Raw genomic sequence first — 25,291 nt, 5'->3', positions numbered from 1 at the left:
TGGACCTGGCCTTAAGTGCTTCCAAAATAAAAGGATTTGCAGTGTGTAAATCCTTTTTCTATTTGTATAATGACAAATCCTATTTCAATCCACCGGATTACCCTTATCGTCCCATTTTTTACTGGACCTCAACCTTCCAAACTGATAATACCTTTCCTCGGCAAGTTCCCCATTAGGGTGCCAAATCTGTTCGGGACCGTTTAAAACACCGTTCTGAAAGGCCGTTTTCCGCAATATATACCCATCCTCACTCCAAAAGCTTTCAATGCCGTCTATCACCCCATTAGAATTATAAGGGGCTTCACTTTGCAGGGTGCCATTCCTGTACCACCTTTTTCTGATTTCCGGCGATTGCCCATCTGCGTGTATGATCTCCTCTTTTAACGGGCCCTCCTCGTACCATGTTTTCTGAATCCCGGTTTGTTTGTTCATCATAAAGTGCCGCTCATAATGCGGATTACCGTTCCTGTAATATGCTCTCATTATACCATTATTCTTTCCATTGGTATACTGTATTTCCAGTTCTAAGCCATCATTATCAAACAATATCCTACGCCATCCATCCAGCACTCCGGCGTTGTAGCTTTTAATCTCATGTAATTGCCCGCTCCGATAAAATGTTTTTGTTTCACCATCCTCCACACCGTCTTTATAACGGCTTATACTGGAAAGCGCTCCGGAATCATACCATGTTATCATCTTTCCATTATAAAGACCATCAACAACATTGACCTCTTGCTTAATTCGATTGGACCAGGTATTATACGCTTTTACCAATCCCGTTACTCTGGTAGTATCCGATGTAAAATAAACAATACCCTCCCGGATAAAGGTGTCTTTGGCATCAATCACCTTCGCATCCCTATTCTCGGAATGCGGCAAATCGTCGTAAACATAGGTTAAGCTTAATTCCCCGTTCACATTATAATAATTCCATTCCCCTGTGTACACACCATTGTCATAATTTCCGATGCTTCCCAATGTACCATTCGGATACCACTTCTTCCATAGCCCTTGCTCCCTGCCCTCATTAAACAGCCCCTCTTTACGGATCGCCCCGTTCTCATCATAAAATTTCCATACACCGCTAAAAGTGCCATTCTCGTAATTTCCGGTACTTTTTAATTCCCCATTGAGATACCATCTCCTCCATAAGCCCTGCTCTGTATCCTCTTTGTAAAACCCTTCCGTAGAAACCTGGCCATTTTCATACCAAAACTTATACATGCCATCCTTTTTCCCTTTCTTGTATGCTGCTTCCTCCAGCAAATTGCCATCGGGACTCCAATGCTTCCATATGCCCTCTTTTTTATCCTGTTTGTAGCCGCCCTCATGTATTACCACCCCATTCATGTCCACTTCCTTATAAGGCCCGTCTAACAGATTAGCGCTATAAGACATCTCTGTAGTTCCTTTGCCTTCCTGCCAGATCCTGGCATGGCCATTTAACATCCCATTGGCCACCTCAAAAGACCCGCTTGCTTTTCCATTGGGCTCATGCTTTACAACTTTTCCATTGACCAGCGTGGTGTCTCGCTTGAAATAAAATAACCTGTCTTTTACAAAAACAGCATCATAATGTATCACATCAGTTTCCTGCCCCATTAAAAGGTATGGCATTGTAAAAAGAAGAATAAAAACGGTTTTCATGTGTTTCTGCTTTGGCGTAAAAATAAAAATAATTTCAACACTGGCTTTGCATGGTTGTCTATTCGATCCGGGCGTAATAAATGCACCCATTCCCAAAATAACTCTCGAATCAATGATCCCTGTTTTTTTGTAAATTTAGCAACATGGAAAAGGCAATATTAATATTTATCGGAACTTTTATCATTGTAGGCGCCATTCATTTGATTTCAATGAAAACAATGCAACTCTCTGACTCCAAAAAAGCGCGACACCGAAAATACTTCTGGTATTTATACAGCATTTATTTTTTGTCTTATGGCATCTATCTGAATTATGCCAACTTTGTGGACTATATAGGAATAGGGTTTGTTATTATCGCCTTAATGACATTGGTTTTAAACCTTCGTGGAAAATTAGAAACCAAAAGTCACTAAACAGATTCTTCCCTGATTTTAATGTGAAATACGGAAGATCAAAGTATCCGAACTCCCTTAACATATGTCATTCCTAAAAGGGATCCCGCCTCAACTTCACTTCATTTGGGACGAATTGGCAGGGACGCCCCTTACAGCGGGATAATCGCCCTGCTCCAAGGAGATGAACGCGAGGAAATTCCTAGACGTTATAACGGATTTATAGTTATTTATTATTACATTTCAACAGCAATTAAACTTCTTTTGATAACAGACCCAATGAAAAAGATATATTTACTTTTAAAAATCCTTGGGATACTATATGTGCTGCTTTTAATTCCATCACCACAGGACAAAACCCCGATTCAAACCGCTTCAAAAACGCCATTTACCTGGAATCAGGATTCCCTTTGGAAAAATCTGGAAAACAGGTTTATCACAGCCAGAGCCTTATCCTCCATAAAACGCGATTCTATGGTGGGAAAATTGTGCGATGAGGCAGATCTGCTGTTGACAACATACATGGATACTGTTTACAGTGCTGACAGTAAAATCTACGATTCCATTGAACATGCGTTTTTCCGCATTGCACCAGTGATCGCTGCCCAGGAAAAAAAATCGGATTGGCACCTAAGATACTATAACAGCGTAAGACAAAAATTGAAAAAAGATTCACGTCTATGGGATATGTCTGCAACCAGCGCTCGCCATACTTCTTATCGCATACTTTATGGGATGCGGGCAGCAGTAGAAGAAATACTGCTACAATCTGATAAAGACGAATTTACTTCCACCATGTCCGTTACAGACGCGCCTTCTCGAACCCCTTCAATTGATGTGCTCGGCATAAAAGTACACAGCGGCGATTTACTTGTCAGCAGAGGTGGTGCGGAGGTTTCCGCCTTTATTTCGAGGGGGAATGATTATCCCGGTAATTTTTCTCATGTCGCCCTGGTGTATATTGATGAAGAAAGCAATACCCCTTATTTTGTTGAAGCTCATATTGAAAAGGGGGTTGCCATAGCGTCCCTGGACAGCTATTTGAAAGATAAAAAATTAAGATTTATGGTGATGAGGCCACGCTCTGATCTCCCGGAAATACAATTGAACCCCATGCTGCCCCATGAGGTATCCGAATTCATGTATGAAGAAGCTCAAAAAAGATATATTCCCTATGATTTTAAAATGGATTACAGGGATGCGTCAGCCATGTTCTGCTCGGAGGTTGGATCTTTTGCTTATAAACGCTATGGCATTTCTTTATGGGAATTTGAATCTACCATTTCTTCAAATGGGATTATAAACTGGTTAAGCGCCTTTGGGGTAGCAAACTTTGTGACGCAAATGCCCTCAGACCTGGAATATGATCCCATGTTGAGTATTGTGGCCGAATGGATAGATAAGGATGTTCTTTTTCAGGACCATTTGGACAATGCCGTTATGGATGCATTAATCAGCCTGGCAAATTCCGGTGAAGAATTAAGCTATTCAATCTGGGCGCTACCCCTGGCCAGGGTTGTTAAACTGTATTCTTCTGTTCTCAATCTTTTTGGAAAGGAGGGTGTTATACCCAAGGGCATGAATGCTCAAACAGCATTGAAAAACAACTATTTTGTAGCTCTTTTTCAAGATCTTAAATCCAGGACCCTAAAAAAGGCGGAGCGCTTCGAGATGGAAAATGGTTATTTGCCCCCGTATTGGCAACTCGTGCAGTTTGCGGAAGCCTCATTGGCTGAATGATTAGGCAAAAAAAGTGAATCATCTCTGTTGGACATTTTAAATTCCTGCTTCCCCTTCCTGTTGAAACAACCCGAAAAACCTCAGCTAAACCAGCGGTTTGTAAGATATCTTGATCTAATTGTATTGGGATTGAAATCCTTCGATCATACAATTTCCGATACGGATTTATGGTGCAGTTCGTATAGGTGGTCCCGAGGTAATTTTAAGGTTTTGCTGCTGTAGAAACATTATGCCGATCAGGACAATAACAACATGGTTAATGCCGCGATGGAAGCCCCTATAACAGGACCTAGGACAGGAATCCAGGAATACCCCCAATCATTTGGAGATTTATCTCTGATAGGTAATATGGCATGCATAATTCGTGGGCCCAAATCTCTTGCAGGATTTATCGCATAGCCTGTGGTACCGCCTAAGGACAGCCCAATAGCCCATACTAAAAAAGCCACTGGAAGTGCCCCCAGGGAACCTAATCCAATCACTGACTGGGTCTCCTCAATTGATGCGCCTGTAAAATATAGAATTGTAAAAATCAGTACGAAAGTGCCCACCACCTCACTGAATAAATTCGAGGACAAATTTCTAATCGCAGGCGATGTGCAAAAAACGGCTCTTTTTAAATCCCCGTTCTCTGTTGCCTTAAAATGATCCTTATACATTAACCAAACCGTTAAGGCACCCATCATAGCACCAATCATTTGCGCCGAAATATATATGGGAACTAAATCCCAATCAAATTTACCTGCCAGTGCCAATCCGATGCTGACCGCCGGATTAATATGAGCGCCACTGTACGGGGCAGCAACTACAACAGCAACATATACTGCCAGTGCCCAACCAACGGTTATCACGATCCACCCACTGTTGTGTCCCAAAGTTTTTTTTAGCACAACATTGGCGACTACGCCTTCACCTAATAAAATTAAAAGTCCTGTTCCTATAACCTCTGCAATGAATGGTGTCATTTTTTCGATATTAGTATTACTGTTTTGTCCAATATTCTATGGCATCGATTGCTCTGTACCAACCTTTAATGCCTTCATCAATATTTCCTCTTTTAGTCGTTGGGTGAAAATAGGTGTCTATTTGCCATATGTGTTGAATTTCTTCAGTATTTTCCCAGAAACCAATGGCCAGCCCAGCTAAAAATGCAGCTCCCATGGCTGTAGTTTCCACTACTTTAGGGCGCACCGTCACAATATCCAGAACATCGGCCTGAAATTGCATGAGCATGTCATTTACGGTGGCACCGCCATCGACACGCAGTTCTTTTATTCCAATACCGGAATCGGCCTCCATGGCCTTTAAAACATCCATAGTTTGATAAGCAATAGACTCCAAAGCGGCTCGAGCCATATGCGCATCTGTAATTCCTCGTGTCAATCCAAAAATAGTGCCCTGAGCATACTGATTCCAATAGGGTGCTCCCAGTCCCGCGAAGGCAGGAACAAAATACACGCCTTCAGAACTCTCAACAGATCCTGCTAATTTTTCAACATCCTTAGAATTTCTAATAATTTTTAAGCTATCCCGCAACCACTGAACAATAGCCCCTGCTATAAAGATACTGCCCTCTAAAGCATAATGGGTCTTACCGTTTAGCTTCCATGCTACTGTCGTCAATAAATTGTTTTTTGAAACAATAGGTTTCTCACCAATATTCATTAACATAAAACAACCCGTTCCATAGGTATTCTTTACCATACCCGCTTTGGTACACATTTGACCAAACAAAGCGGCCTGTTGATCGCCTGCAATTCCAGAAATTGGAATCTTAGCGCCATAAAAAGATGATAAGGCATACCCATAAACTTCACTCGATTGCTTTACCTGAGGCAACATGCTTCTTGGTATCGTAAATAATTCCAACAAATCATCGTCCCATTCCAGGGTGTTTAAATTAAACAGCAATGTTCTCGAGGCGTTGGAGACGTCCGTGACATGTTGTTCTCCTTTCGTAAAATTCCATATCAGCCAGGTATCAATTGTGCCCATTATTAAGGATCCATTTTCAGCCTTTTCCCTTGCACCGTCTACGTGATCCAATATCCATTTGACCTTGGTGCCGGAAAAATAGGAGTCTATTACCAATCCCGTCTTTTCCCTGATTTCTTTTTCAAGGCCTTCCCTTTTAAGCTGATCGCAATATCCGGACGTTCGTTTATCCTGCCAGACTATAGCATTATATATGGGCTCCCCGGTATTTTTGTCCCAAACAATGACGGTTTCGCGCTGGTTGGTAATACCCATAGCCACGATATTTTCTCCTTTTAAGCCATTCTTAGCGATGGCCTCGGATGCCACACCTGCCTGTGAAGACCAAACTTCCAGGGGATCGTGTTCGACCCAGCCCGGCTTGGGGAAATATTGAGTAAACTCCTTTTGAGCTACGGAAATAATACGTCCCTTTTTATTGAAAATAATAGCTCTTGAACTCGTGGTTCCCTGATCTAATGCCAAAATATATTTTTCCATATAATCGATGTGGTTTAGTTGGGTAAATTAAGACGATCCTCCATATGCGACGGCGTTTGAATTATGTAATTTCTCGCAACTTTAATAAAATCAGAAATTTGTTGCTTTTCCCATTGGCCATCTTTATTTAACTCATTAGCTAAAATCCTTGCCACCTCCGGGGCAATTTCAATGGCTGCTTTTGCATCCAAAAAGAGCACTCTTACCCTTCTGGCCAAAACATCTTCGATTGTCCTCGCCATTTCAAATCGAACCGCCCAAAGGACCTCTGCTTTTAAAAATTCCAATCTTGGATGTAACCTTTCCCCCAGATCAGGATGTTTTTTTATCAGCTTGTGTATTTCTTTATAATCGCTTCCATAAATATACAAATGATCTGACTTATCTAAAGTTCCATTGGCACCATGAATATGCAAACCCTTTGTATTACAGAGGGCCTTTGGCAATTTACCCAGTTCAATCACTTTATTGATCGTGTCTTCTGCCATTTTCCTGTAGGTCGTCCACTTCCCGCCTGTAATGGTAACCAAACCCGATTTAGAAATTATAATTTTATGACTTCTGGATATTTCTTTGGTCTTCTCTGATTTGTCTTTCGGTGCAGCCAGGGGACGTAATCCGGCAAATACGCTGAGGACATCACCTTTGGTTACGCTTTTAGTTAAATATCGATTGGCTGTTTTAATAATAAAATCTATCTCCTCTTCTCGAGCTTTAGGTTCTAAACTATGACTATCTAAAAGTGTATCCGTTGTTCCTAAAACCACCCTATTATGCCAGGGCACCAGAAACAGCACCCTGCCATCATCTGTTTTAGGAACCATAATCGCATCCTTTCCCGGTAAAAAAGATTTGTCAAAAACCAAATGGATGCCCTGACTCGGCCTTATTTTGTTTTGTGCCGTCGGGTCATCCATTTTCAAAATGTCGTCCGTAAAGACTCCTGTGGCATTGATAACAGCGTTGGCCTCGAATTTGTAAGTTTTACCCGTTTCCTCATCCACAGCCCGGACTCCCGTTATGGAGGCGTCCGTATCTTTTAATAGTGCAATAACCCTGAAATGATTCAAAACAACGGCCCCCTTTTCAATACAGGTCTGAGCCATATTTATTGCTAACCTCGAGTCATCAAACAGTCCGTCGTAATAGACAACTCCCCCCTTTAGCTTTATCGTTCTAAGGGTCTGAAGACGTTCTATAGTTTCTGTTTTTCTTATGCTAAATGACTTTCCTAAACTCAATTTACCAGAGAGAACATCATAAATTTTCAATCCAACAGTATAAATAAAATGATCCCACCATTTGTAGGTTGGAATAATAAAGGATTGGCGACTCACTAAATGTGATGCATTATTAAGCATTAGTCCTCTTTCATACAAAGCTTCTTTTACCAAATTAATATTACCCTGAGCTAAATACCTAACCCCCCCATGAACAAGTTTCGTGCTTCGGCTGGATGTTCCTTTAGCGAAATCGGCCCGCTCCAAAAGCAAGGTCTTATAGCCACGCGTTATGCTGTCTAAAGCTATTCCTAAGCCTGTTGCTCCGCCACCAATAACAATAACATCCCATTCGGAAGTATTATGCATTTTCTGAATTAAGCCTCCTCTGTTAAACGCCTTATTCATTAAAAATATGTGTTCATAATTGGAATTATATGGCCCAAATTAGTGATTTTAATGCATTGAATGAAACCCCACGTATTTAGCAAAAGTTCCAGAGCTCCATTGGATACCGGCCGTTTGAACTCCAGTCATTACCCTTAGCGTAAATTATCTTTTGTATCCTGCCAGTTTCAGTATTTTTCGATGCGACAGTTTACTCAATTCCAGTATGTCCTTATTCGAGTTTGCCATGGCCTCCCGTACAATAAAATTCCCCGCCTTGTATCCAATTCCAATTCTGCCGTCTGGATGTTGAAACATCCATGACCTGTAATTTGAATTCTCCGGCAAGGCAATGATCTCTTCTACCCAAAGACTCACATTGTTTGGATAGGTATTCCAGGGCAGAACTACGCCTGTATAGATTTCGGAGAATACAACCGCCAAACCCTCATTGACAGCGGCGATATGAATGTCGGTGTCATACTTGTTATCCTGTATGGCCCAGCCTCTTGCAAGATGATGAAATTCGTGATAGATTACAGGTATTAAACCTGTTTTAATGGCCTGACCAACGCCCCCCTGATACGCACTTGACACTTCAATAACCACCTTAGCAGGACGGTTTCTTTCAGCTCTGCCAATCACCCCACCGTTGTCTTTAAAATCGTTGTCCGTCAGTTCAATGGACACCGTAATATCCTCTGGCAAATCAGGCAATAGCCTTCTTATTTTTCGTTCTGAGGCTGTTATGAATTCGGTGATACGTTCTTTTTCATCTGGTGTAAAATGCGCTTTGTCCTCATTAAACAGAATACGTAAACCTGTTTTTGCTCTCGGTCGTGCATAAAAGGTATATGGCATGCATAGGAGCAGTACAAGGAGGTATAATTTTGTTGCTTTATAACGCGTATGACTCATTCGAATGGTTAAAACGGTTGAAAACTTAAAAAAACTTCAACTCTGTATAGCTATTTTATTTATTCGGTTGGTAGTTACTGGATCTCCGGGTTTGTATCGTTGCTATCACCTCGGTTTGTCACATATCCAAGGGGTCTCTGACAGGCCTGAAGTGGTTTTGTGGGATCACCAAATCCATCACCATCTGAATCCTTATAGAATGTACTTACAAGACAACTATCTGCCTCCAGAGTCTGGTGGACAGCCCTCAATAATGACAGTTCATGAATGGTATCCTGAGAAATCTCCCAAAACATTACCCCGCCAAGTTTGTTCTTTGCCATTTGCGTCTTATGTACAATTGTGGGAATTCCATTGTAGTATAGGCTATCCATCTGATCTGTATACGCGTGTTCTGGATTGTCCCTTATGATTTGCCTGTAGGTTCTTGATCTTACCGGATGTGAAAAATCCCATCCATAAAATGGCATGCCGAGTACAATGTGTTCAGAAGGTATCTTTTTTTCATTAATCCAGAATGCTATAGCTTCTTCTGCATAGGAGATCGGAGCGTGCGGTCCAACATCCTGAGGTCTCCAGGGCCCCGTCTTATCGTAGACCATGACATTGATAAAGTCATAGGCCTCCAGGGATTGCTGAGTAACGGATTCATGTAGCCAGGTGGCCCCCAGGGCAGTGGTGATACCCTTCCCTTTTGCATGGAGCGCATCCCTTAGTTCAAGAACAAATGGTGTATAAGTATCTCCTATATATGGCAGTAAATTGCCTTCAATATCCACATCGACCCCATCCAGATTGTTGTCGTCCACATAATCCAATATGTGCTTCACGAAAGCTGGCATACGCTCCGGCTGCAAGAGTGCACTCCAAATTGAGGTGTCTGGTGTACCGCCTCCTGCCAGGGATATAAACACTTTCAAACCAGCAGCATGACCTTTTTCAACGATCTCTTTGACATCTCTATTGTAGCTGAAAATGAGTTTCCCATTGTTATCCGGATTGGCAAATGCAAGGTTTAAATGCGTTAGTTTATCAAGTTCGAGATGATCAATTTTATCAAAACTGCCTCCGCTTAAATACCCTACAATCTTAAATTCAGTGTTTTCAACATCTGCATCAGGCATTTTGTTTTTCATATCGCATGAGAACAACAGTATGAATTGAATTAAAATAAAGGGCTTTAGGTAATCCCGGATGTGTGTCATTAGTTCCATATTAAAAAAGTTTCAGGTGTCCCTGGGTGAATGTTCAATTAAAAATGAAATAAGAGTAAGACTGCAAACGATAACAAAAAAATAAGTATAACCGTGTATTCTTAGATCCATTAGGGTATTCTTTTCACAAATTGCACTTTGGACACTAGTATTGTGTTACCGCTATTCGCCAAATAATATTTTAAAGCAAACTGCGTCGTTTTGTTTCGTTTTATCAAAAGGGGCATAAAATCGGTCCAGAAAGGAGGAGGCTGAGCTCCATGATGTATGCACCATACCCAAAATGTGTTGGGCTGTTTCCTCACTTGAATTTCTTCTGATATTCTCCAAAAAGGCCAATTGTTTTAGAGCCACTGCACCCTTTTTATATGAAGAGGTCACCACATCAAATCCCTTTAAGGCAAAATAAGCTGCTGTGGGCTCCATACGCTCATAGTGCCAATCGCATATCACAATGTCTTTTGGAATCATGTCTATGGCTCTGTGGGTGTTATTCATACTTGCCTCCCACATACCCATTCCTGTCGTCTTTCCGTCCAACAGCCGATCGCCCCATATCCAGAGTTTATGGCCCGACAAGGCCAGGTGGTTCCTTATTTTTGTCAGTTCTCCGGCAAATAACTCGGCCTTATCTTTTCCGTTACAGCGGGGGCAGTCTTCATGACCTATGTAGAATACCTCGTCCATTCCCGCATGGAAGGCATTGGCCTGAAAAGCAGTAACAATTTCATCCATTATCGAAAATACAACCTCATGTACTTTAGGATGTAAAGGGCAATAACTTTTACAATAAAGATCATCATCATTCGGCCATTCATAGCTTTCCGGAAGTTGTATGTTCGGGGTTTCATCGAATTCCGGGTAAACTTTCAGTAGCATTTCCAGATCTGAATGCCATGACTGATGTCCCAATAAGTTAATTTGAGGGATAACATCAATGTTATTGTTCTGGCAAGCCGATACTATTTTATTAACGTCATCCTGGGAGAGGCCGTTATCTTCAGCCAGTTCCGGATGCGACTTGTACTGAAAATTATAATCGACTCTCAAGATCAAGGTGTTAATCTGTCTTGGAGGAAGCTCCTCGTTGATGAATTTGACAAACCGGTCGACATTTTCTTTTTTTGGAGCCGCAATGGCAAATCCTCTGATGGGCAATACATCTTGCGCCGAGATGGAAAGCGCAAAGCACAATGCCCCAATAAGCACTGGTTTAATTCTCATATCACTGATTTTATTTTTATTTCAAAATTACGCGCAATGGGAAACCGGATTATAACCATGCAACTCACGGGTTCGGGTACCCGAATTGAATGTTGGTCTTGTTGTATAAAAATAATGATCGTGATTGCTTGTCGCAAATATATTTTCACCCAAACGATGATTTTTCAAACTTAATCCGTTATGGTCTCATGAAATTTACCTTCAGAACACAGCACTGAGGCCTTCTGCATACAATGGATTGCAAATTTGATTAACCCAATACGAAAGACCTGTTTTAACAGATTGCCTAACAGACCCAAGGTGCTTTAAGTAGTTTGTATGCAGCAAAATTCAACGGTAAACCGCTTAAATGTCCTGATTCATCTACAAACCATCATTCGGGATATAGATTCTCTTTTACCACATTAAATTTAAATATACAATTAATAGTAAATATCATGAGAACACGATCACTTTACCCCACGCTCAAAGCCATTCGGTTAACCCTGATTAATCTTTTGCTGATATGTAGTTTGGCACAGGCTCAACAACTTGAACCCACTTCTGAATCTTCAGCCTTAGAATCCTATGATTTTCACATTCAGAAATATAGAAAAAACCAAACTCTGGGAATAATTAATTTGGCAGCCGGCGGAGTCTTTTTAATTACAGGCATGGTAATATCTTTTGATGATGCACTCTGGGATGCTATGGGAGACGCTTTTGTGGATGGTGAGGGCGAAGCAGATTTAAAAATTAATGGTTTTATGATAGGTGGTGTCTGTGCCTCTTTAGCTAGTATCCCTTTTTTCATGAAAGCAAATGAACATAAGAAAAAAGCCAATCTCTTGTTGGGTACATCCCAAAGCACATTGAACAATAACCACTTTAAATCACCGAAAAATATTGGGATCACTTTAGTGATTCCAATTGATTAAATTTTTTGCGCGCTAAAATCGTTGATTTGAATTTCAAAACTCATAAAATTATACCTGTGAGGCGTTAATACATTGCAAGAAGATGCGCTAAATTGAGTTATCCCAATGGTTAAAAAAACCGCCGTATTCCAGAATGGTTTGTCTCCTTTTGCTTCTTCCTATTTGTATTCATAGAGATTTGTCTTTGTCGCTCTTTGTGTAGGCCATCCGCCGCGATGCTTTTCTCATCAATATATTAATTAGGTCGTCTGGACTACTGCCAATACTACCTCTTACTTTTTTATTATAATTCCACAACAGAATGCCATCCTCTCCATTATATATACTCATATTCATCGTAGCGCTATTTGTTGTCCCGAAAAAGCCAACAAGCACGCCTAATACCACAGATGCTCCTTCTGACATTGGTTTATTTGTCTCATATTCTCCCATAATAATCGAATCAACGTTTAATAAATCCGCTAACTGTTGAGGAGAAAATTCTGTTATGTTATCATAATCAATCCCATTTTGAGATAAAATTGATGTTGTTGTTCTAGGGTCCTGCAAATCTATGTAAAGTAGACTTCCTCTTTTTTTGCGCTTTAAAAACCATGAATGCATGGCCCTTTGAATTGCCTCGCCTTCTGATTTTTCCAAATTATGTAATTGTTCAGTGCTTATTTCCGCCATTTGCTTAGGGCGCAATTTCACTTGGGTTTTGAAGGGGGCTATTGCTATGACCTCATGGTTCATCGCAATACTTTCGAAAGCAGGATTTACATAAAGATTTGTCTGACCAAACCCATATATAAAAAAGCCAAGCATAATTAGTGTGCTAAGTATTTTTTTCATTTTATTAAGTATTAAATATTACTGAGAATCAAAAAATACCACGATTATTATACCCAAGCAATGATATATATCAGTCATCATAAAAGACCCAATTTCTTGGGAATCCCATCCAGTATTTAACTTTCTATCGTTCCATTTAACCCGACGCCATATAAACTTAGTCCCCAGGTGTGTTCCAAAAAATACACGGCTAATGCTGAGGTTTCTATTACTAGGGTGGTCCCACGCCAGACTAAACCGGGCAAGAGAAGCATCTCATTATGAGTTGTTCCGGGTTTTATAGCAGCTGCAAAAAACATTATATTTTTTTGAATTCCCCAGGGGTCTTTATGAAAGTGCCTATATTAGGGGTGGACAAAGAGCTAAACAATTTATTTTATGAACTTAAAAAACCTGCCCCATGCAATTGCGGCTGTCCTGTTCGTTATAGGAGCGCTTGTCACCTATATCGGCATTAAGATTATCAGTCAGGATATACAAATCTTTGAGAACACACCGGGTGACGGTGCAATTCCTGCTTTATTCAATATCATAATCGGAGGTGTTATTGCATTTATTGGCGGATTATGCACCGTTGCTCTCCTTATAACCTGGGCCTTTGGAGCTCTGATTCAGCTATTTGTAAAGCTGATTGAACTATTTGGAGCCAAGCCTGTTTTTATTACCCTTGCTGCAGTATTGGTGCTCCTGTGGGTTTATTTTTTATCCGGCTTTTTTGAAAGGCCAATCTACGTTGGGACCCTTGACGGAAGTATTTACAGTGAACCCTCATTTACGGCATCAAAGGACACCGTGTTAACTGCTGCCGATGCCAAACTGAAACTGATTCACGCTACTGACAGTACTTCAAGAGGATATAACTGGTTTCTGGTCTCCTATGGCAAGTCTCTAAAAGGCTATATGTGGGGTGGAAATCTTTGTGCTAAAGGGCATTGGGTCAATGGCATGGGAGGGCGCTGTGAATCTGACAAACAGCATGTTTTGGCAAATGAATTTGACTTAAATGAACTAAAAAAAGATCAAAATGCTGCTGATGTTATTGAGGTCTTATATGGCAGCCTTCCCGGATTGTGGATTTCAGATTATACGGGCGATTATGAATTCACGAGCCAAATGGAGATTGCCAATGAAGGAAAGGTAATTGGCTGGTGGTCCATAGAACTTGAGGAGAACTTCATGGGATACCCTAAGTTTTACCTGCAATTGGACTATTTACCTGATGTAAATAAGTGGAGAAGGCGATTTCTCATTACCCGATTAAATAACACGGGGCTGAGCCTTAAGACAGAGGGCTTATTCAAGAAAGAATCCTATTACAAAAGAGCCAATCAAATCAACTAAAACCCCCACAGAAACAGGAGCACTATGCTACAGATCCGTAATACGGTTTGCTCCCATGAGCAGTACGAGCACAAACCTAAGCGCCAGCTATTGAAATCGTTATCTCATGCGGTTATTTATACGGTGTAGTTCAGTTTCCTACATAAAATAAGCTCAGATCCTATGTGTTGGTCAGTACGGTTAATGCTATTGTACTTCACCTATTGGCATGAAATCTAAATATGTGAGGGGCGCATTAATCTATTGAAATCGTATCAACCAAGCCAGAGTAGAACCTGTTGCACGCATCTGAATCTGAGAATTTAAACGCATAATGTTTAGATATATTTGTAGAATTGGCCCAACTCAACTCAGTAGTCGTAATGATGACTTCATTGTTATTCACAACAATGGAAAGAATTGAATTTTTTCTAATTAAAGCCTTATCAATCTCAACATATTCTTTACCGAAGCCGTGGAAATTACGATATGCTGTGGTGCATTTCATGTCCATTTGTATAAAATCTCCCTTAACGGCTATTTTATTATTTTCCTGAGCGTAGGTGGATGTGATAAACAAAAGTCCAATTCCTAATGTCAATACCATTTTTTTCATTACTTATAGTTTTTTGAGATTAATTAATTGTTTGAGAATATCCCGTTTCCGTGAAGGAAAATGGTCAATGAAAGTCCATGTATTTAAAAGGCATACACATAACATTCACCGGCTTAATTCTCAAACCCATTCGTAAAAAAGCCATGTTCTCAATGCGATGCAAAAATGATGCCAGTACACCTTCCTGTACTTGATAAAACAGAGGGCCAGCTTAAAGGTCCGGGAATTGAACTTGCGCCAAAAATCTCAATTGGTATGACGGAAATGATTACACTATTTGGTAAACTTGTTTTGTGATTGCTAGTGATGTCCTTTTGTGCCGAAGTATGTAATTGTGAGAGCCAAGTTAGAATCTTAAGGTTCCTAAAAACCTGAATGAAGCTTTAGTATACAAAACAAGCCACTTCAATCAAGAAATGACTTTTAAATTGTGGCCCTGCCTGACTAGAAAACTATTTGAGGCAATAGTTATTATATGGATCATAACGGTGTTTAATTCCTTTGTTGTCCATTTATGTCATAACTTTTACTTGAAATGTTTTCACCGTTTTCATCAAAATTGCCTTCATATTCAAGGGCTCCATTAGCGTAAAATCTTTGATGAATACCTACCCTCTCTCCTTTGTTATTCGTATGGCTGACTTCCATCAAATTACCATCCCGATACCATTCCTTATGGGTCCAAATATCACCTTCTCGTTTTCTTTCGTTCATGAGAGAAGATGGTTGACCCGAATGTGCACTGTACCATTTCTTCATAACTAGCATTTCCCCTGACTCATATATTATCTCTATTTCAGGATTACCGTCAGAATAATAGGTCTTCTCTTCAGATGGTTCACCCTCGACATATTTGGCTTCAGACTTTAGCTGACCGTTATGGTAATAATCCCTCTGCCAACCTTCCAGTTTACCGTCAACATAATTTTTTTCTCGTTTTGGGTGATCACTACGTTCGTAATAACCTATCACTGCGTCTACTTTACCGTTAATATATTTTATTTCAGACTTAATTTGACCATTCCTGTAATATTCCCTCTGTAATCCCTCCAATTCACCATTGACAACATTCAACTCTTTTTTTAGATGACCACTCTCATAATACGCCTTTTGAAAACCCTCTTTTTTACCATTAACATAGTTTTCTTCTCCTTTTGGGCTACCGTCCTTATGCCAGTAAGAGGTTGTTCCAGTTAACGGATTGTTCCTCATCGTACTGCGCTCCTTTAATTGTCCGTTATCATACCATTGTTTAATCTCTCCATTTACAAGAGAATTTTCTAAATTCCCAACCCAACCAAGCATTCCATTTTCATGCCACCCTCTTGCTTCCCCATTTATCAGTCCATCAACAACGTATAACTCCTTTTCAACCTGACCATTTTTATGGAATCGTTTAATTACTCCTGTAACTTTAGTGCTGTCCGATTTATGATAGGCACGGTCCTCTTTATCCCAAAAAACATCTTTCTCATAATAGAAATTGGTGTCCTGTCCGAATACAAATGCTGGAATTGCACACAATACCAATAGAAGCTGTCTCATACCTTTTTTATTTTTTTAAAGATAAAAATTTATGTTTTATGGATTCCGGGACATAAAAAGCCTAAACTACATCCGTAATTTAGGCCTTTAAGGTGGTCCCACCTTTGGCTTCTCGCTTGCGGCGGGATAGGCTTCTTCACCCTAGGTTTAATGCCAAAAACACCTCTTCATTTGTGCAATGGTTTAATATTTTAATTTTCTAAAAGTTCATTTAACATAACTCTTTACCAGAAGTCTGTATTTAAATCTTAACTGACCAATATCAGTGATAAATACATAACTGATATTTAACTTTTCCATTCAAAACAGAAGATTTCAGATTATCTAAATACTAAAGTTATGAGAACTTTTAAATCTCTTTTCGTTTTTCTGCCAGTATGCTTTTTTATCACAACCTGCGGAGATGACGATTCTTTTGAAGATTTCAAAATTTGCCCAACTAAATGTGCTGATGAAACCCCTTGGACAGTTGAATCTTTAAACTTAGGATCACCATGCTTTGAAACCGAAAAAGATTGCCTGGAATGGGCTAAAACTCATGGTTATTCAGGATCCTCTTGTGTTAAATGCAACTAATAAATTTCAAGTAGATCAAATAAATATGGACAGGATAACAAACTAAGGTCTTAAAAATGATGTGTAACAAAAGATTTAAATTAAACTGAGTGAGAATGAAAACTATTAGAAAACATGTCGAATCATTTGTATTGCTTTTCACAATTTTATTGTTGTTTCAAAGCTGTGTTCTCTATGAAAAAAGCTCTGTTTCTCTAGAATGGGCGGCAACTCAGAACCGAAAAGCAAAAGTCATAACTATAGACCAACAAACATACAAGTTCAAAAATATTCGCTCTGAAGATGATCAATTTTATGGTATTAAAGAATCCAAAGGAGAAATCATTAAAACCTTGTTGCAGGCTGATAAGCTAAAAAAGATTAACCTGCAAAATAAAGGCGCTTCAACAATCGGTACGATTGCAACTACACTTGGGGCATTAGTTGGTGTTATTATTATATGGTATTTTATAGATACCGGCGGGGGTAACTGGATAGATTTTTCAGAATGATAATATATTGAAAACACAATTTAAAATATTATTCATCCTTTCCCAGCTAATCTTTGTTTTTAATCATTCTCAATCGCAATTACCTGCATATGGTGATTTAGGGTTTTTGAACACCTATAAAGAGAATAAATTTTATTGGGGAATTTCATTCAATACCTTTGGTAAAATAAAATCTGTAAAGCAAACAAAATATAAGTTAAAGTTTAAATCAGGAAAATTGCAAAAAGGAAAAAAAACAGGAAGTTTTGATAATGATTCCAATTTCTACATTCAGTATGATGAACAAGGCAGAATAATTGAAACTGAAAGATATTCTGAACTTGGAAAGACCAAAATGTCTTATGAATATTTAATTGATAAAATTGGAAACCTTATCGAAGTAAAAGGTTATAAACCCAATGGCTCTTGTGTGTATATGGAAAAATATACTTATAACAATAATCAAAAGTTAATTCAGGAAGAAATTTTTCAACTTAACACTTATAAAAAGTATACTTACGATTATGACAAAAACAACCGCATAATTGAATCATTTTACTCGGAACTACACGGATATCCATTAGTGTCATTTTTAGCAGATGTAATCGTTCTGGGAGAAGCAAACAGAGAAGAAGATGTTTATTTAAAATCTATTGAGTTCTACAATGAAAATGCCCAATTAGTGAAAGAAATAACATATAGTAGCAACATTACTGAAAATATTGGAAATGTTGTTGAGACATACACTTGTGATTATGATAGTGATGGAAATCCATTAAAGGAATTAAAAATTATGGATAATTTAAGTGAGATAAAATCAACAATCCAATTGAATCATATATATGACGATAAAGGGCTAAAAACCGAAACGAAATTACGATTTGATTTTGGCGGAATTATATGGAATATAAAATCAAAGATAAATAGGGATCGGGATGGTATAATCAAAGAAATCATTGAAAATCATAACAATTCAATCAATAAAAAAATAATAAGGTATCGAGAAAAATTTGAATACGATAATTATAACAACATTTCAAAAATTTACTTTTTTAAAAATAACAAACCAAAATATATAATTGAACGGGAAATAAAATATCAATAATTCAATGTTTTAAATAAATTGCCCTTTTTGAAAAAATTCTAATACAAAAATTTCATCTTAAAAAGACCACATTTCTACGGAATCCTATTCAGTATTTGATCCTCTTTTGCTCCATTCAAAACTACTCAATGTAACATTGTGCGCCCAGTTGTGTCCCACAAAAAAACCCCAGCTTACACTGAGGTTTCTAACGCTTGAGCTCGGAAACTGCTTGAAGCAAAAATTAAACAGATTGAGAATTGCAAAGATTAATCCATAAGGTTGCCATTAATGTCCCAACTTTTACTTGAAATGAATTTACCGTTGTCATCATAATTTCTTTCATATTTAAGAACTCCATTAGCGTAAAATCTTTGATAAACACCTATACTCTCACCTTTATTATTAGTATGGCTGACTTCCATCAAAGTGCCATCACGATACCATGTTTTATAGGTCCAAACATCACCTTCGCGTTTTCCTTCATTCATAAGAACGTGTGGTTGACCAGAATGCGTCCCGTACCACTCCCGCTTAAATAACATCTCCCCCAACTCAAATTTAACTTCGATTTTAAGTTTACCATCAGGAAAATATTCTGTCCCATCAACTAATTCACCGTGAACAAAATTACTCTCAGACCATAACAGCCCGTTATGGTAATATTCCTTGTGCAACCCATCAAAATCATCCTCTACTTTATCTGTTAATGTTATTATGTTGCCATCGGCATAATAAATTGTCTCTCTCTCTTTTTCTCCCTCTACATAATTGGTTTCAGACTTTAACTGGCCGTTCGGGTGATACACCCTTTGCCAGCCCTCCAATTTACCATTAACATAATTGGTCTCCGATTTTAGATGACCGTTATAATGATAAACCTTCTGTGAACCCTCTTCTTTACCATTAACATAATTTTTTTCCTCCTCTAAACTACCATTCTCATACCACTTTTGATAAGTTCCTGTTTTTTGACCGTCACGCGTAGTGCCACGCGCAGCTAATTGTCCATTACGATGCCATCCTCTTACCTCTCCGTCCACCTTAGAACTATTAAAATTTCCAACCTCGTAAAGCACTCCATTATCATACCAACTTCTCGCTTCCCCATTTAAAAGCCCATCAACAGCGTATACTTCCTTTTCAACCACACCATTCTTACGGAACCGTTTAATTACTCCTGTAACTTTAGTGCTGTCCGATTTATGATACCAACAGTAATCCTTATAAAAAACATCTTTTTCATTGAAAAATTCTGTTTCCTGCCCGAATACAAATCCAGGAATTGCACACAATACCAATAGAAGTTGTCTCATACCGTTATTATTTTTTTAAAGATAAAGATTTTATGTTTTATTAATTCTAAGGCACAAAAAAAGCCTAAACTACAAATGTAATTTAGGCTTTAAGGTGGTCCCACCTTTAGCTTCCCGCTTGCAGTAAACTCGCTTAGGAAGAATCAATTAGTCTGTTTTATCTAATTCCTCCTCTAACGATTTAATTAATTCCTTCGTTCTTTGACTGATAACCTCACAATATTCAATAGCGTCTTTTTTCCAAGATATTCTATCTTTTAAGAAGTATAAGAACTCTTCACTTTCGTATCTTTCATTTATTAAATAATATTTATTTCTAATTGGAAGTACATGTCCTGAAAAAAGGGCGAGACCAACATTCTGAATAAGCCTATCAAAGTGATTGTAATGCACATCGTAAAGTTCGATTATTTCTAATCTCAATGCATCTGAAGAAATCAAATCTAATCCATTTGTTTTCATGGTTTCATAAGATGAAGAGGTTATATTTATCTGTTCCAAAAATCCTATTCCGCGAAAATATTTTCTGATACTATCGTGGTAATTTAGATTTGCTTCTTTGTATTTAACAATCATTGAAATATTTTCAATACTCTCATTCTGAATGCTCATAAATTTGTTGAATTCATCAATATTACTTTTCAGATTATCTTTTAACTCAACTAAGGATTTTGTTTCTTTCTGTCTTTCTTTTTTATCCTCATTCCAATTGTTAATACTCAAAGCAATTAAAATCCCAACAACCACCAGTACAATCTCACCAATAGCATAAAGCAAATACTTACTAAACCTATTCTGTGATAATAGCTGTTGGCGTATGTTGCGAAAGAATTTAATCATGGTTTGTTGGTTAACCTTCTAAAGATAATGAAAATCTGAATGGAACTTTAGGACATAAAAAAAGCCTGACGTATGTGTAGTTTTTTAAAATTTTTACTCCCTTATATGTACGATTTGTTTGTCTCATACAGATATATTTTGTAATTTTTGAATCCCTTTTTTTAGGAATTACTTTTTACATAACAGTGACCTTTTATCCCTCTTCTAACTTGTAATTCAACTTTCTTACTAAACTAATTAATCATGAAATCAAATGTCTTAAAATTGGTTTTGTTATTTACATCATTGTATTTGACGCCAATACTCTTAAGTTCCCAAAATGAAACCAAAAGTAACCTCTATCAGCTGGAATATATTCTGCCCAAGATCGGTGAAGAATCCCTTTTTACTAAAGCTGTAAAAGCTCATAACGAAGCTTACCACAGCAACGCGCCCTTCGAAGCTACATTAAATTTAGTAATGACCGGTGATGAATCTGGATGGTACGTATGGGAAATGGGTCCCACGAGCTTTAAACATCTGGATAATCGTCCAGATAACGAAGAGCATAATAATGACTGGAATACAACAGTAGCGCCACATATTAAAAAATACGGTCGTACTGAATATTGGGGTTACAATGAAAAGCTTTCCTATGTTAGCCTTCCTGATGAAAGTATTAAATATGCTGCAGTTTGGTTTTTAAAGATTAAAAAGGGTGTAGGCAATGAAAAGTTATCTGTTTTTATTAATCGTTTGAGAGATATTAACGAAAAATTAGATTCAGACATGAGAGAATTTTATAATTTATACGGGCCATCGGATACAGACAGGGCACTCGCCTTTGTTTTTCCTAAAACCAAATTGGCCGATTTAGAGGTAAATATACCCTTTAAGAAAAAGTATGAAGAAATACATGGTGACGGCAGCTGGGAAGAGGCCATGGCGCTTTGGCGAGACTATTTCCCAGTTGTAACGCGAGAATTGTGGGAGTTTAACGCATATTAAATGGCTATTTAACCTGTTCGTAAAGAGTATAGGCCTCTGCAATCTAGCGGAGGCTTTTTTTTATATGGTTCCACTTTTAGCTTCCTTCTTACAGGAGGACAGGCTTTCTACTAAATGATGGTAAACTCGCCCAGTTGTATCCAAAAAAAAGCCCAAACTACAAATGTAATTTAGGCCTTTAAGGTGGTCCCAATTGTTATATATTTATTTAATTATCCATTCTAATTACTCTAGCATAGCTTGTACACTGATTTAATTTGATACATCAATAACTTTAAGCATATTTTTACTTTTAGCATTTGGAACCTCAGCAATAAGAATGTATTTCCCCTGATCAAGATTCGCCTTAAAATAAGCCCTTTCACCTGCAGGCATATTATTAACACCTCCTAAGAAAGTGATTCCCTTTGGCGCAGGTTCAATTAATCCTTTGGGATCTGCCCAATTCATCCAACTTTCAATTTCCTCTAAATCAGCTGAATCATCTATTTTGGCAAGATTTACGTCATGTCCCGCAAAGTTTTCATGTACAATTTGATCCTTGAAAAAAACTGAAAAAGATGCGTTTCCAGCCTTCAGCTTATCTTTAAGAACTATACCATCCGTACTGGAAAGCTCTATACTATAATCCGCAGTAGGCTCAGTATTTCCAGAATTGCTTCCTGAAACATAAAACTCATCAAACATCCCCACGGAAGCATGAAATACCCCATTACTCATCTTAACATAACATTCAATAAAATAATTCCCTGGATCTAGCCTCATGGTTGTTTCCCCTGTTACCCCAGGAGACAATAATGCTACACCACCAAGAATTTTAACCTCACTAAACCATTCTGGAAGCTTTCCAAATTCAGCGAACCCTTCTTCTGGTTTACCTTCATTAATAAATTTCATTCCACTGTCAAAATAAGGAATAACTAGCTCCTTTACGTCCTCCAGTGTCTTTCCTTCTGGGTATTTTTCAATTGTAAAAAAATGCGTTTGAGTAGACTTATTAATATACCTAAAAGTATTCCAACCAGATGGTATGGTGTCCGGCATTTGAAATTCCATATTATTAGTTATCACTTCTATAACTGGATCTTTTATTAATTGCTCTACTTCCTTTTGATCTTGCTTTTTATCTCCTTTACAAGATATTATTAATAAAAAAAGAATAAGGACAAAGACACCATTCCAATTAAGCCTCTTATACGGTTTCATAATTTTGGTTTTAAATTAGTTACACTAAAATTAAAAAATTATCTTATAAAACCCACGTACTTAATTTCATATAATAAAACTTAATTTATGGGGTGCCTAGAAAAAATTTTTGAATACTTGTAGACACAAATTTTTTAAAGAAAAAAGTTGCCAAGTTTACCTGCCTTTGGCAGTTGCTTTTTTAACACGAAATGCAATTAATAAGGTAAGTAGGCATAAAAACCCCTTCGTACGCCGAGGTTTCTGCCACCTGGGTGGACCCGCCTGTATTGACAATCTAAAAGATTTTATTTAATAAATTATAGATTGAATGGCATGCTTAGGTATATTTAGAACTACTTCTCTGTTTTCTACAACTAATTTATAATCAATTGCTTTATCCGATTTATTCAACACTACAGTAACCATTCGTCCATCACTATTTTTAAAAGAGGTACTCTCAATAGTGCTTCTGCTAGTTGTGGTACTAATTCTATAGGCACCTTGCTCTATGAATTTCGAAAAATGTCCAATGTAATAAAAAGAAGGTGTAAAAATCAGGCTATTGGTCCGTGTATCTGCATGCACAGGTGCAAAACAAAGGTTACTTACATGATTAGGCCCTCCGGTTTCATCAAGTAATATATTCCAGTCTGTCCAACCAACAGTTCCGTTATTGAAATCATTAATCATGGAGCTTCCGTAACGTTCTGCATTAGACCATCGGAAATAATGGTTACTATCGAACTTTTCCTGACAACCCTCGGTAAAGAGTATATTTTTCGATGGATACGATTCGTTAATATTCTGTAAATTATCATACTTAGGTTCTCCTCCAGTCCATGTCTCATACCAATGAAACCCTATACCCCAGGCATACTTTGCAGCTTCAGGATCTTCAAAAATGGTATTCGCCCTGTGGGACATTAAATCTCTATTATGATCCCAAACCACAATATTTTTATCGTTAAACCCTGCCTTTTCAAGTGTTGGCCCTAAATAACTTTTGAGAAAATCGCGTTCTTCTTCCGCTGTATAAATACACGATTCCCAACGCTGTTTTGCCATAGGCTCGTTTTGGATGGTTATGCCCCAAACAGGAATACCTTCTTTTTCATAGGCCTGAATGAACTTAACATAATAATCTGCCCAAGTTTGATAATATTCCGGTAATAACTTTCCCCCCTGTAACATGTTTTTATTACTCTTCATAAATGCCGGAGGACTCCAGGGGCTTGCATAAAAAACCAAGTCTTTATTACCTATTAAATTCATAGCCCTTTTAATCATCGGGATCCTGAATTCTCTATCGTGGTCTATGGAAAAGGTTTTTAGATCCTTGTCTCCCTCTGAAATATAAGTAAAGCTATATGGGCTAAAATCACAGCTATGAATACTTGTTCTAATAATATTATAGTTGTTACCTTCCTTACCGAAATATGCATGTAATAATTCCTCTTGTTTGTCTTTAGTTAATTTTGCAAATACTTCTGCCGAAGCATCTGTTATCGCTCCCCCAATTCCCATAAACTTTTGAAAAGCTTTGTTCGAATTAACAAATACAGCTATTTCTGATTCTAATGCCTGTTCTGCATTTTTAAAAGTAAATGTTCCTGTTTTAGACAACATTAAATCTGTATCCTCTGCTGTGGTATAAACCTCTAACTTTTGGTTTATATCTATTTTTTGTTCACTTTCATTTTTTGACAGATCATTATCAATAGCCAAAACTTCCTTTCTATTCTTTGAGCAGGAAATAACAACTATTATTAGAGTAATTAATGCTAACTGATTTTTTATCATTTTATTTTTATTTATTAATCCCAAACATAGGTTCCAACAGCACCGGCAGTAAGCGAAGCAGTAATGGATTCATCAGGACCATGAATATTAAAAGCCCTGTCTATTGAAGTATTATTTAAAACAACAACAACTATGTTCCCTGAAGGTGTTTTGAAAGCTACGTTAGGCAATTCTGTTAAGTAATTTGAATTTATTCTTTTTGAACCGGGTCTTACAAATTTTGATATATGTGCTATGATATAGTAAGCCACATTTCTTTTTACGGTGTTTCCGTCTATAGTTAAAGCTCCTAAACATTCGGTACAGCCCCCATCTGTATGAGGTTCCAGATTTGAATTTGCCGCTAAGTTCCATTCTAAAACCGTTTTACACCAGTTTCTTGTTGCGCCTATAATCAATTCTCTAGTATGCCATTTTAAATTGTCACCAAAATCAGAATTTACGCCTACCCTGTATGTAGTCAAAGCATGTTTACCAGTTAGGCTTAAAATTAAGTTATTAGTTCATTTTTTGCAATAAATGATGTTTTCTTCTCTTCTTGATTGTTTTAATTTTAATTATCTCTCTTTGTTTTAATA

24 protein-coding genes are annotated in these 25,291 nt (G+C 37.9%); 8 read left to right on the top strand and 16 right to left on the bottom strand.

Annotated features, from left to right (window positions below):
• Positions 1–84: 84 nt before the first annotated feature.
• On the bottom strand, positions 85–1,650 hold the full coding sequence (locus MR041_RS11695) for a toxin-antitoxin system YwqK family antitoxin (RefSeq protein ID WP_242094135.1): 1,566 nt from the start codon (positions 1,648–1,650) through the stop codon (positions 85–87).
• Positions 1,651–1,793: 143 nt separating this feature from the next.
• Here MR041_RS11695 and MR041_RS11690 point away from each other — a divergent pair, with 143 nt between their 5' ends.
• Positions 1,794–2,063 carry a hypothetical protein gene (locus MR041_RS11690; protein WP_242094133.1) on the top strand — a complete coding sequence of 90 codons (270 nt, stop codon included), beginning with the start codon at positions 1,794–1,796 and terminating at the stop codon, positions 2,061–2,063.
• 258 nt (positions 2,064–2,321) lie between these two features.
• The gene (locus MR041_RS11685; protein ID WP_242094131.1) at positions 2,322–3,782 is read left to right on the top strand and encodes a YiiX/YebB-like N1pC/P60 family cysteine hydrolase; all 1,461 of its coding nucleotides are present in this window, start codon (positions 2,322–2,324) and stop codon (positions 3,780–3,782) included.
• Positions 3,783–4,018: 236 nt separating this feature from the next.
• Here the strand turns inward: MR041_RS11685 and MR041_RS11680 are convergent, their stop codons facing one another.
• The 6 genes from MR041_RS11680 to MR041_RS11655 form a co-directional block, all read right to left on the bottom strand.
• Positions 4,019–4,747, bottom strand: a complete 729-nt coding sequence (locus tag MR041_RS11680; RefSeq protein ID WP_242094129.1) for an MIP/aquaporin family protein — start codon at positions 4,745–4,747, stop codon at positions 4,019–4,021.
• 16 nt (positions 4,748–4,763) lie between these two features.
• Positions 4,764–6,257 carry a glycerol kinase GlpK gene (gene glpK / locus MR041_RS11675; protein WP_242094127.1) on the bottom strand — a complete coding sequence of 498 codons (1,494 nt, stop codon included), beginning with the start codon at positions 6,255–6,257 and terminating at the stop codon, positions 4,764–4,766.
• Positions 6,258–6,271: 14 nt separating this feature from the next.
• A complete protein-coding gene (locus MR041_RS11670) occupies positions 6,272–7,885 on the bottom strand; it encodes a glycerol-3-phosphate dehydrogenase/oxidase (protein ID WP_242094125.1) in 1,614 nt (537 codons plus the stop codon).
• A 144-nt stretch (positions 7,886–8,029) separates the two neighbouring features.
• Positions 8,030–8,782, bottom strand: a complete 753-nt coding sequence (locus MR041_RS11665; protein WP_242094123.1) for a DUF2268 domain-containing putative Zn-dependent protease — start codon at positions 8,780–8,782, stop codon at positions 8,030–8,032.
• Positions 8,783–8,856: 74 nt separating this feature from the next.
• Positions 8,857–9,996: a glycosyl hydrolase family 18 protein gene (locus MR041_RS11660; RefSeq protein ID WP_242094121.1), complete on the bottom strand. Its 1,140-nt coding sequence runs from the start codon at positions 9,994–9,996 to the stop codon at positions 8,857–8,859.
• A 162-nt stretch (positions 9,997–10,158) separates the two neighbouring features.
• On the bottom strand, positions 10,159–11,220 hold the full coding sequence (locus MR041_RS11655; protein ID WP_242094119.1) for a family 20 glycosylhydrolase: 1,062 nt from the start codon (positions 11,218–11,220) through the stop codon (positions 10,159–10,161).
• Between the two features lie 437 nt (positions 11,221–11,657).
• On the opposite strand from MR041_RS11655, the gene MR041_RS11650 reads away from it, so the two are divergent.
• A complete protein-coding gene (locus tag MR041_RS11650) occupies positions 11,658–12,137 on the top strand; it encodes a hypothetical protein (protein WP_242094117.1) in 480 nt (159 codons plus the stop codon).
• A gap of 168 nt (positions 12,138–12,305) precedes the next feature.
• Here the strand turns inward: MR041_RS11650 and MR041_RS11645 are convergent, their stop codons facing one another.
• Both MR041_RS11645 and MR041_RS11640 read right to left on the bottom strand, forming a co-directional pair.
• Positions 12,306–12,971: a hypothetical protein gene (locus tag MR041_RS11645; RefSeq protein ID WP_242094115.1), complete on the bottom strand. Its 666-nt coding sequence runs from the start codon at positions 12,969–12,971 to the stop codon at positions 12,306–12,308.
• Between the two features lie 116 nt (positions 12,972–13,087).
• Positions 13,088–13,270 (bottom strand): hypothetical protein, encoded by a 183-nt coding sequence (locus MR041_RS11640; RefSeq protein ID WP_242094113.1) that lies wholly within the window; start codon positions 13,268–13,270, stop codon positions 13,088–13,090.
• 79 nt (positions 13,271–13,349) lie between these two features.
• Between MR041_RS11640 and MR041_RS11635 the strand changes: the two genes are divergently transcribed.
• Positions 13,350–14,312 carry a hypothetical protein gene (locus tag MR041_RS11635; RefSeq protein ID WP_242094111.1) on the top strand — a complete coding sequence of 321 codons (963 nt, stop codon included), beginning with the start codon at positions 13,350–13,352 and terminating at the stop codon, positions 14,310–14,312.
• A 235-nt stretch (positions 14,313–14,547) separates the two neighbouring features.
• Here MR041_RS11635 and MR041_RS11630 read toward each other — a convergent pair whose 3' ends face one another.
• Together MR041_RS11630 and MR041_RS11625 are read right to left on the bottom strand one after the other, a co-directional pair.
• The gene (locus MR041_RS11630) at positions 14,548–14,892 is read right to left on the bottom strand and encodes a hypothetical protein (RefSeq protein ID WP_242094109.1); all 345 of its coding nucleotides are present in this window, start codon (positions 14,890–14,892) and stop codon (positions 14,548–14,550) included.
• A gap of 507 nt (positions 14,893–15,399) precedes the next feature.
• Positions 15,400–16,452: a toxin-antitoxin system YwqK family antitoxin gene (locus MR041_RS11625; RefSeq protein ID WP_242094107.1), complete on the bottom strand. Its 1,053-nt coding sequence runs from the start codon at positions 16,450–16,452 to the stop codon at positions 15,400–15,402.
• Between the two features lie 339 nt (positions 16,453–16,791).
• Here MR041_RS11625 and MR041_RS11620 point away from each other — a divergent pair, with 339 nt between their 5' ends.
• From MR041_RS11620 to MR041_RS11610, 3 genes are all read left to right on the top strand, one after another.
• A complete protein-coding gene (locus tag MR041_RS11620) occupies positions 16,792–17,028 on the top strand; it encodes a hypothetical protein (protein ID WP_242094105.1) in 237 nt (78 codons plus the stop codon).
• A 95-nt stretch (positions 17,029–17,123) separates the two neighbouring features.
• Complete coding sequence (locus MR041_RS11615; RefSeq protein WP_242094104.1) at positions 17,124–17,519, top strand: hypothetical protein; 396 nt, start codon at positions 17,124–17,126, stop codon at positions 17,517–17,519.
• A gap of 7 nt (positions 17,520–17,526) precedes the next feature.
• Positions 17,527–18,603 carry a hypothetical protein gene (locus MR041_RS11610; RefSeq protein ID WP_242094103.1) on the top strand — a complete coding sequence of 359 codons (1,077 nt, stop codon included), beginning with the start codon at positions 17,527–17,529 and terminating at the stop codon, positions 18,601–18,603.
• A gap of 248 nt (positions 18,604–18,851) precedes the next feature.
• Here MR041_RS11610 and MR041_RS11605 read toward each other — a convergent pair whose 3' ends face one another.
• Complete coding sequence (locus tag MR041_RS11605; protein WP_242094101.1) at positions 18,852–19,898, bottom strand: toxin-antitoxin system YwqK family antitoxin; 1,047 nt, start codon at positions 19,896–19,898, stop codon at positions 18,852–18,854.
• Between the two features lie 147 nt (positions 19,899–20,045).
• Positions 20,046–20,738 carry a DUF6090 family protein gene (locus tag MR041_RS11600; RefSeq protein WP_242094099.1) on the bottom strand — a complete coding sequence of 231 codons (693 nt, stop codon included), beginning with the start codon at positions 20,736–20,738 and terminating at the stop codon, positions 20,046–20,048.
• 243 nt (positions 20,739–20,981) lie between these two features.
• On the opposite strand from MR041_RS11600, the gene MR041_RS11595 reads away from it, so the two are divergent.
• Positions 20,982–21,725, top strand: a complete 744-nt coding sequence (locus MR041_RS11595; RefSeq protein ID WP_242094097.1) for a hypothetical protein — start codon at positions 20,982–20,984, stop codon at positions 21,723–21,725.
• A gap of 252 nt (positions 21,726–21,977) precedes the next feature.
• Here MR041_RS11595 and MR041_RS11590 read toward each other — a convergent pair whose 3' ends face one another.
• The 3 genes from MR041_RS11590 to MR041_RS11580 form a co-directional block, all read right to left on the bottom strand.
• Positions 21,978–22,931 (bottom strand): hypothetical protein, encoded by a 954-nt coding sequence (locus MR041_RS11590; protein ID WP_242094095.1) that lies wholly within the window; start codon positions 22,929–22,931, stop codon positions 21,978–21,980.
• A 291-nt stretch (positions 22,932–23,222) separates the two neighbouring features.
• Positions 23,223–24,713 carry a glycoside hydrolase family 30 protein gene (locus MR041_RS11585; RefSeq protein WP_242094093.1) on the bottom strand — a complete coding sequence of 497 codons (1,491 nt, stop codon included), beginning with the start codon at positions 24,711–24,713 and terminating at the stop codon, positions 23,223–23,225.
• Between the two features lie 14 nt (positions 24,714–24,727).
• Positions 24,728–25,177, bottom strand: coding sequence for a glycoside hydrolase family 30 beta sandwich domain-containing protein (locus MR041_RS11580; RefSeq protein WP_242094092.1), 450 nt, complete (start codon positions 25,175–25,177; stop codon positions 24,728–24,730).
• Positions 25,178–25,291 lie beyond the last annotated feature (114 nt).

This window comes from Aestuariivivens sediminicola, from assembly GCF_022662015.1.
Lineage (GTDB): Bacteria > Bacteroidota > Bacteroidia > Flavobacteriales > Flavobacteriaceae > Aestuariivivens > Aestuariivivens sediminicola.
This window is presented reverse-complemented; position numbering and strand designations above follow the sequence as displayed.

Coding starts and splice junctions, on each gene's coding strand:
- MR041_RS11585 (WP_242094093.1), bottom strand. CDS start 24,713: ATGATAAAAAATCAGTTAGCATTAATTACTCTAATAATAGTTGTTATT.
- MR041_RS11605 (WP_242094101.1), bottom strand. CDS start 19,898: ATGAGACAACTTCTATTGGTATTGTGTGCAATTCCTGGATTTGTATTC.
- MR041_RS11615 (WP_242094104.1), top strand. CDS start 17,124: ATGAAAACTATTAGAAAACATGTCGAATCATTTGTATTGCTTTTCACA.
- MR041_RS11590 (WP_242094095.1), bottom strand. CDS start 22,931: ATGAAACCGTATAAGAGGCTTAATTGGAATGGTGTCTTTGTCCTTATT.
- MR041_RS11650 (WP_242094117.1), top strand. CDS start 11,658: ATGAGAACACGATCACTTTACCCCACGCTCAAAGCCATTCGGTTAACC.
- MR041_RS11670 (WP_242094125.1), bottom strand. CDS start 7,885: ATGAATAAGGCGTTTAACAGAGGAGGCTTAATTCAGAAAATGCATAAT.
- MR041_RS11635 (WP_242094111.1), top strand. CDS start 13,350: ATGAACTTAAAAAACCTGCCCCATGCAATTGCGGCTGTCCTGTTCGTT.
- MR041_RS11645 (WP_242094115.1), bottom strand. CDS start 12,971: ATGAAAAAAATACTTAGCACACTAATTATGCTTGGCTTTTTTATATAT.
- MR041_RS11595 (WP_242094097.1), top strand. CDS start 20,982: ATGAAATCAAATGTCTTAAAATTGGTTTTGTTATTTACATCATTGTAT.
- MR041_RS11600 (WP_242094099.1), bottom strand. CDS start 20,738: ATGATTAAATTCTTTCGCAACATACGCCAACAGCTATTATCACAGAAT.
- MR041_RS11655 (WP_242094119.1), bottom strand. CDS start 11,220: ATGAGAATTAAACCAGTGCTTATTGGGGCATTGTGCTTTGCGCTTTCC.
- glpK (WP_242094127.1), bottom strand. CDS start 6,257: ATGGAAAAATATATTTTGGCATTAGATCAGGGAACCACGAGTTCAAGA.
- MR041_RS11640 (WP_242094113.1), bottom strand. CDS start 13,270: ATGTTTTTTGCAGCTGCTATAAAACCCGGAACAACTCATAATGAGATG.
- MR041_RS11680 (WP_242094129.1), bottom strand. CDS start 4,747: ATGACACCATTCATTGCAGAGGTTATAGGAACAGGACTTTTAATTTTA.
- MR041_RS11685 (WP_242094131.1), top strand. CDS start 2,322: ATGAAAAAGATATATTTACTTTTAAAAATCCTTGGGATACTATATGTG.
- MR041_RS11695 (WP_242094135.1), bottom strand. CDS start 1,650: ATGAAAACCGTTTTTATTCTTCTTTTTACAATGCCATACCTTTTAATG.
- MR041_RS11620 (WP_242094105.1), top strand. CDS start 16,792: ATGAGAACTTTTAAATCTCTTTTCGTTTTTCTGCCAGTATGCTTTTTT.
- MR041_RS11660 (WP_242094121.1), bottom strand. CDS start 9,996: ATGGAACTAATGACACACATCCGGGATTACCTAAAGCCCTTTATTTTA.
- MR041_RS11665 (WP_242094123.1), bottom strand. CDS start 8,782: ATGAGTCATACGCGTTATAAAGCAACAAAATTATACCTCCTTGTACTG.
- MR041_RS11625 (WP_242094107.1), bottom strand. CDS start 16,452: ATGAGACAGCTTCTATTGGTATTGTGTGCAATTCCAGCATTTGTATTC.
- MR041_RS11690 (WP_242094133.1), top strand. CDS start 1,794: ATGGAAAAGGCAATATTAATATTTATCGGAACTTTTATCATTGTAGGC.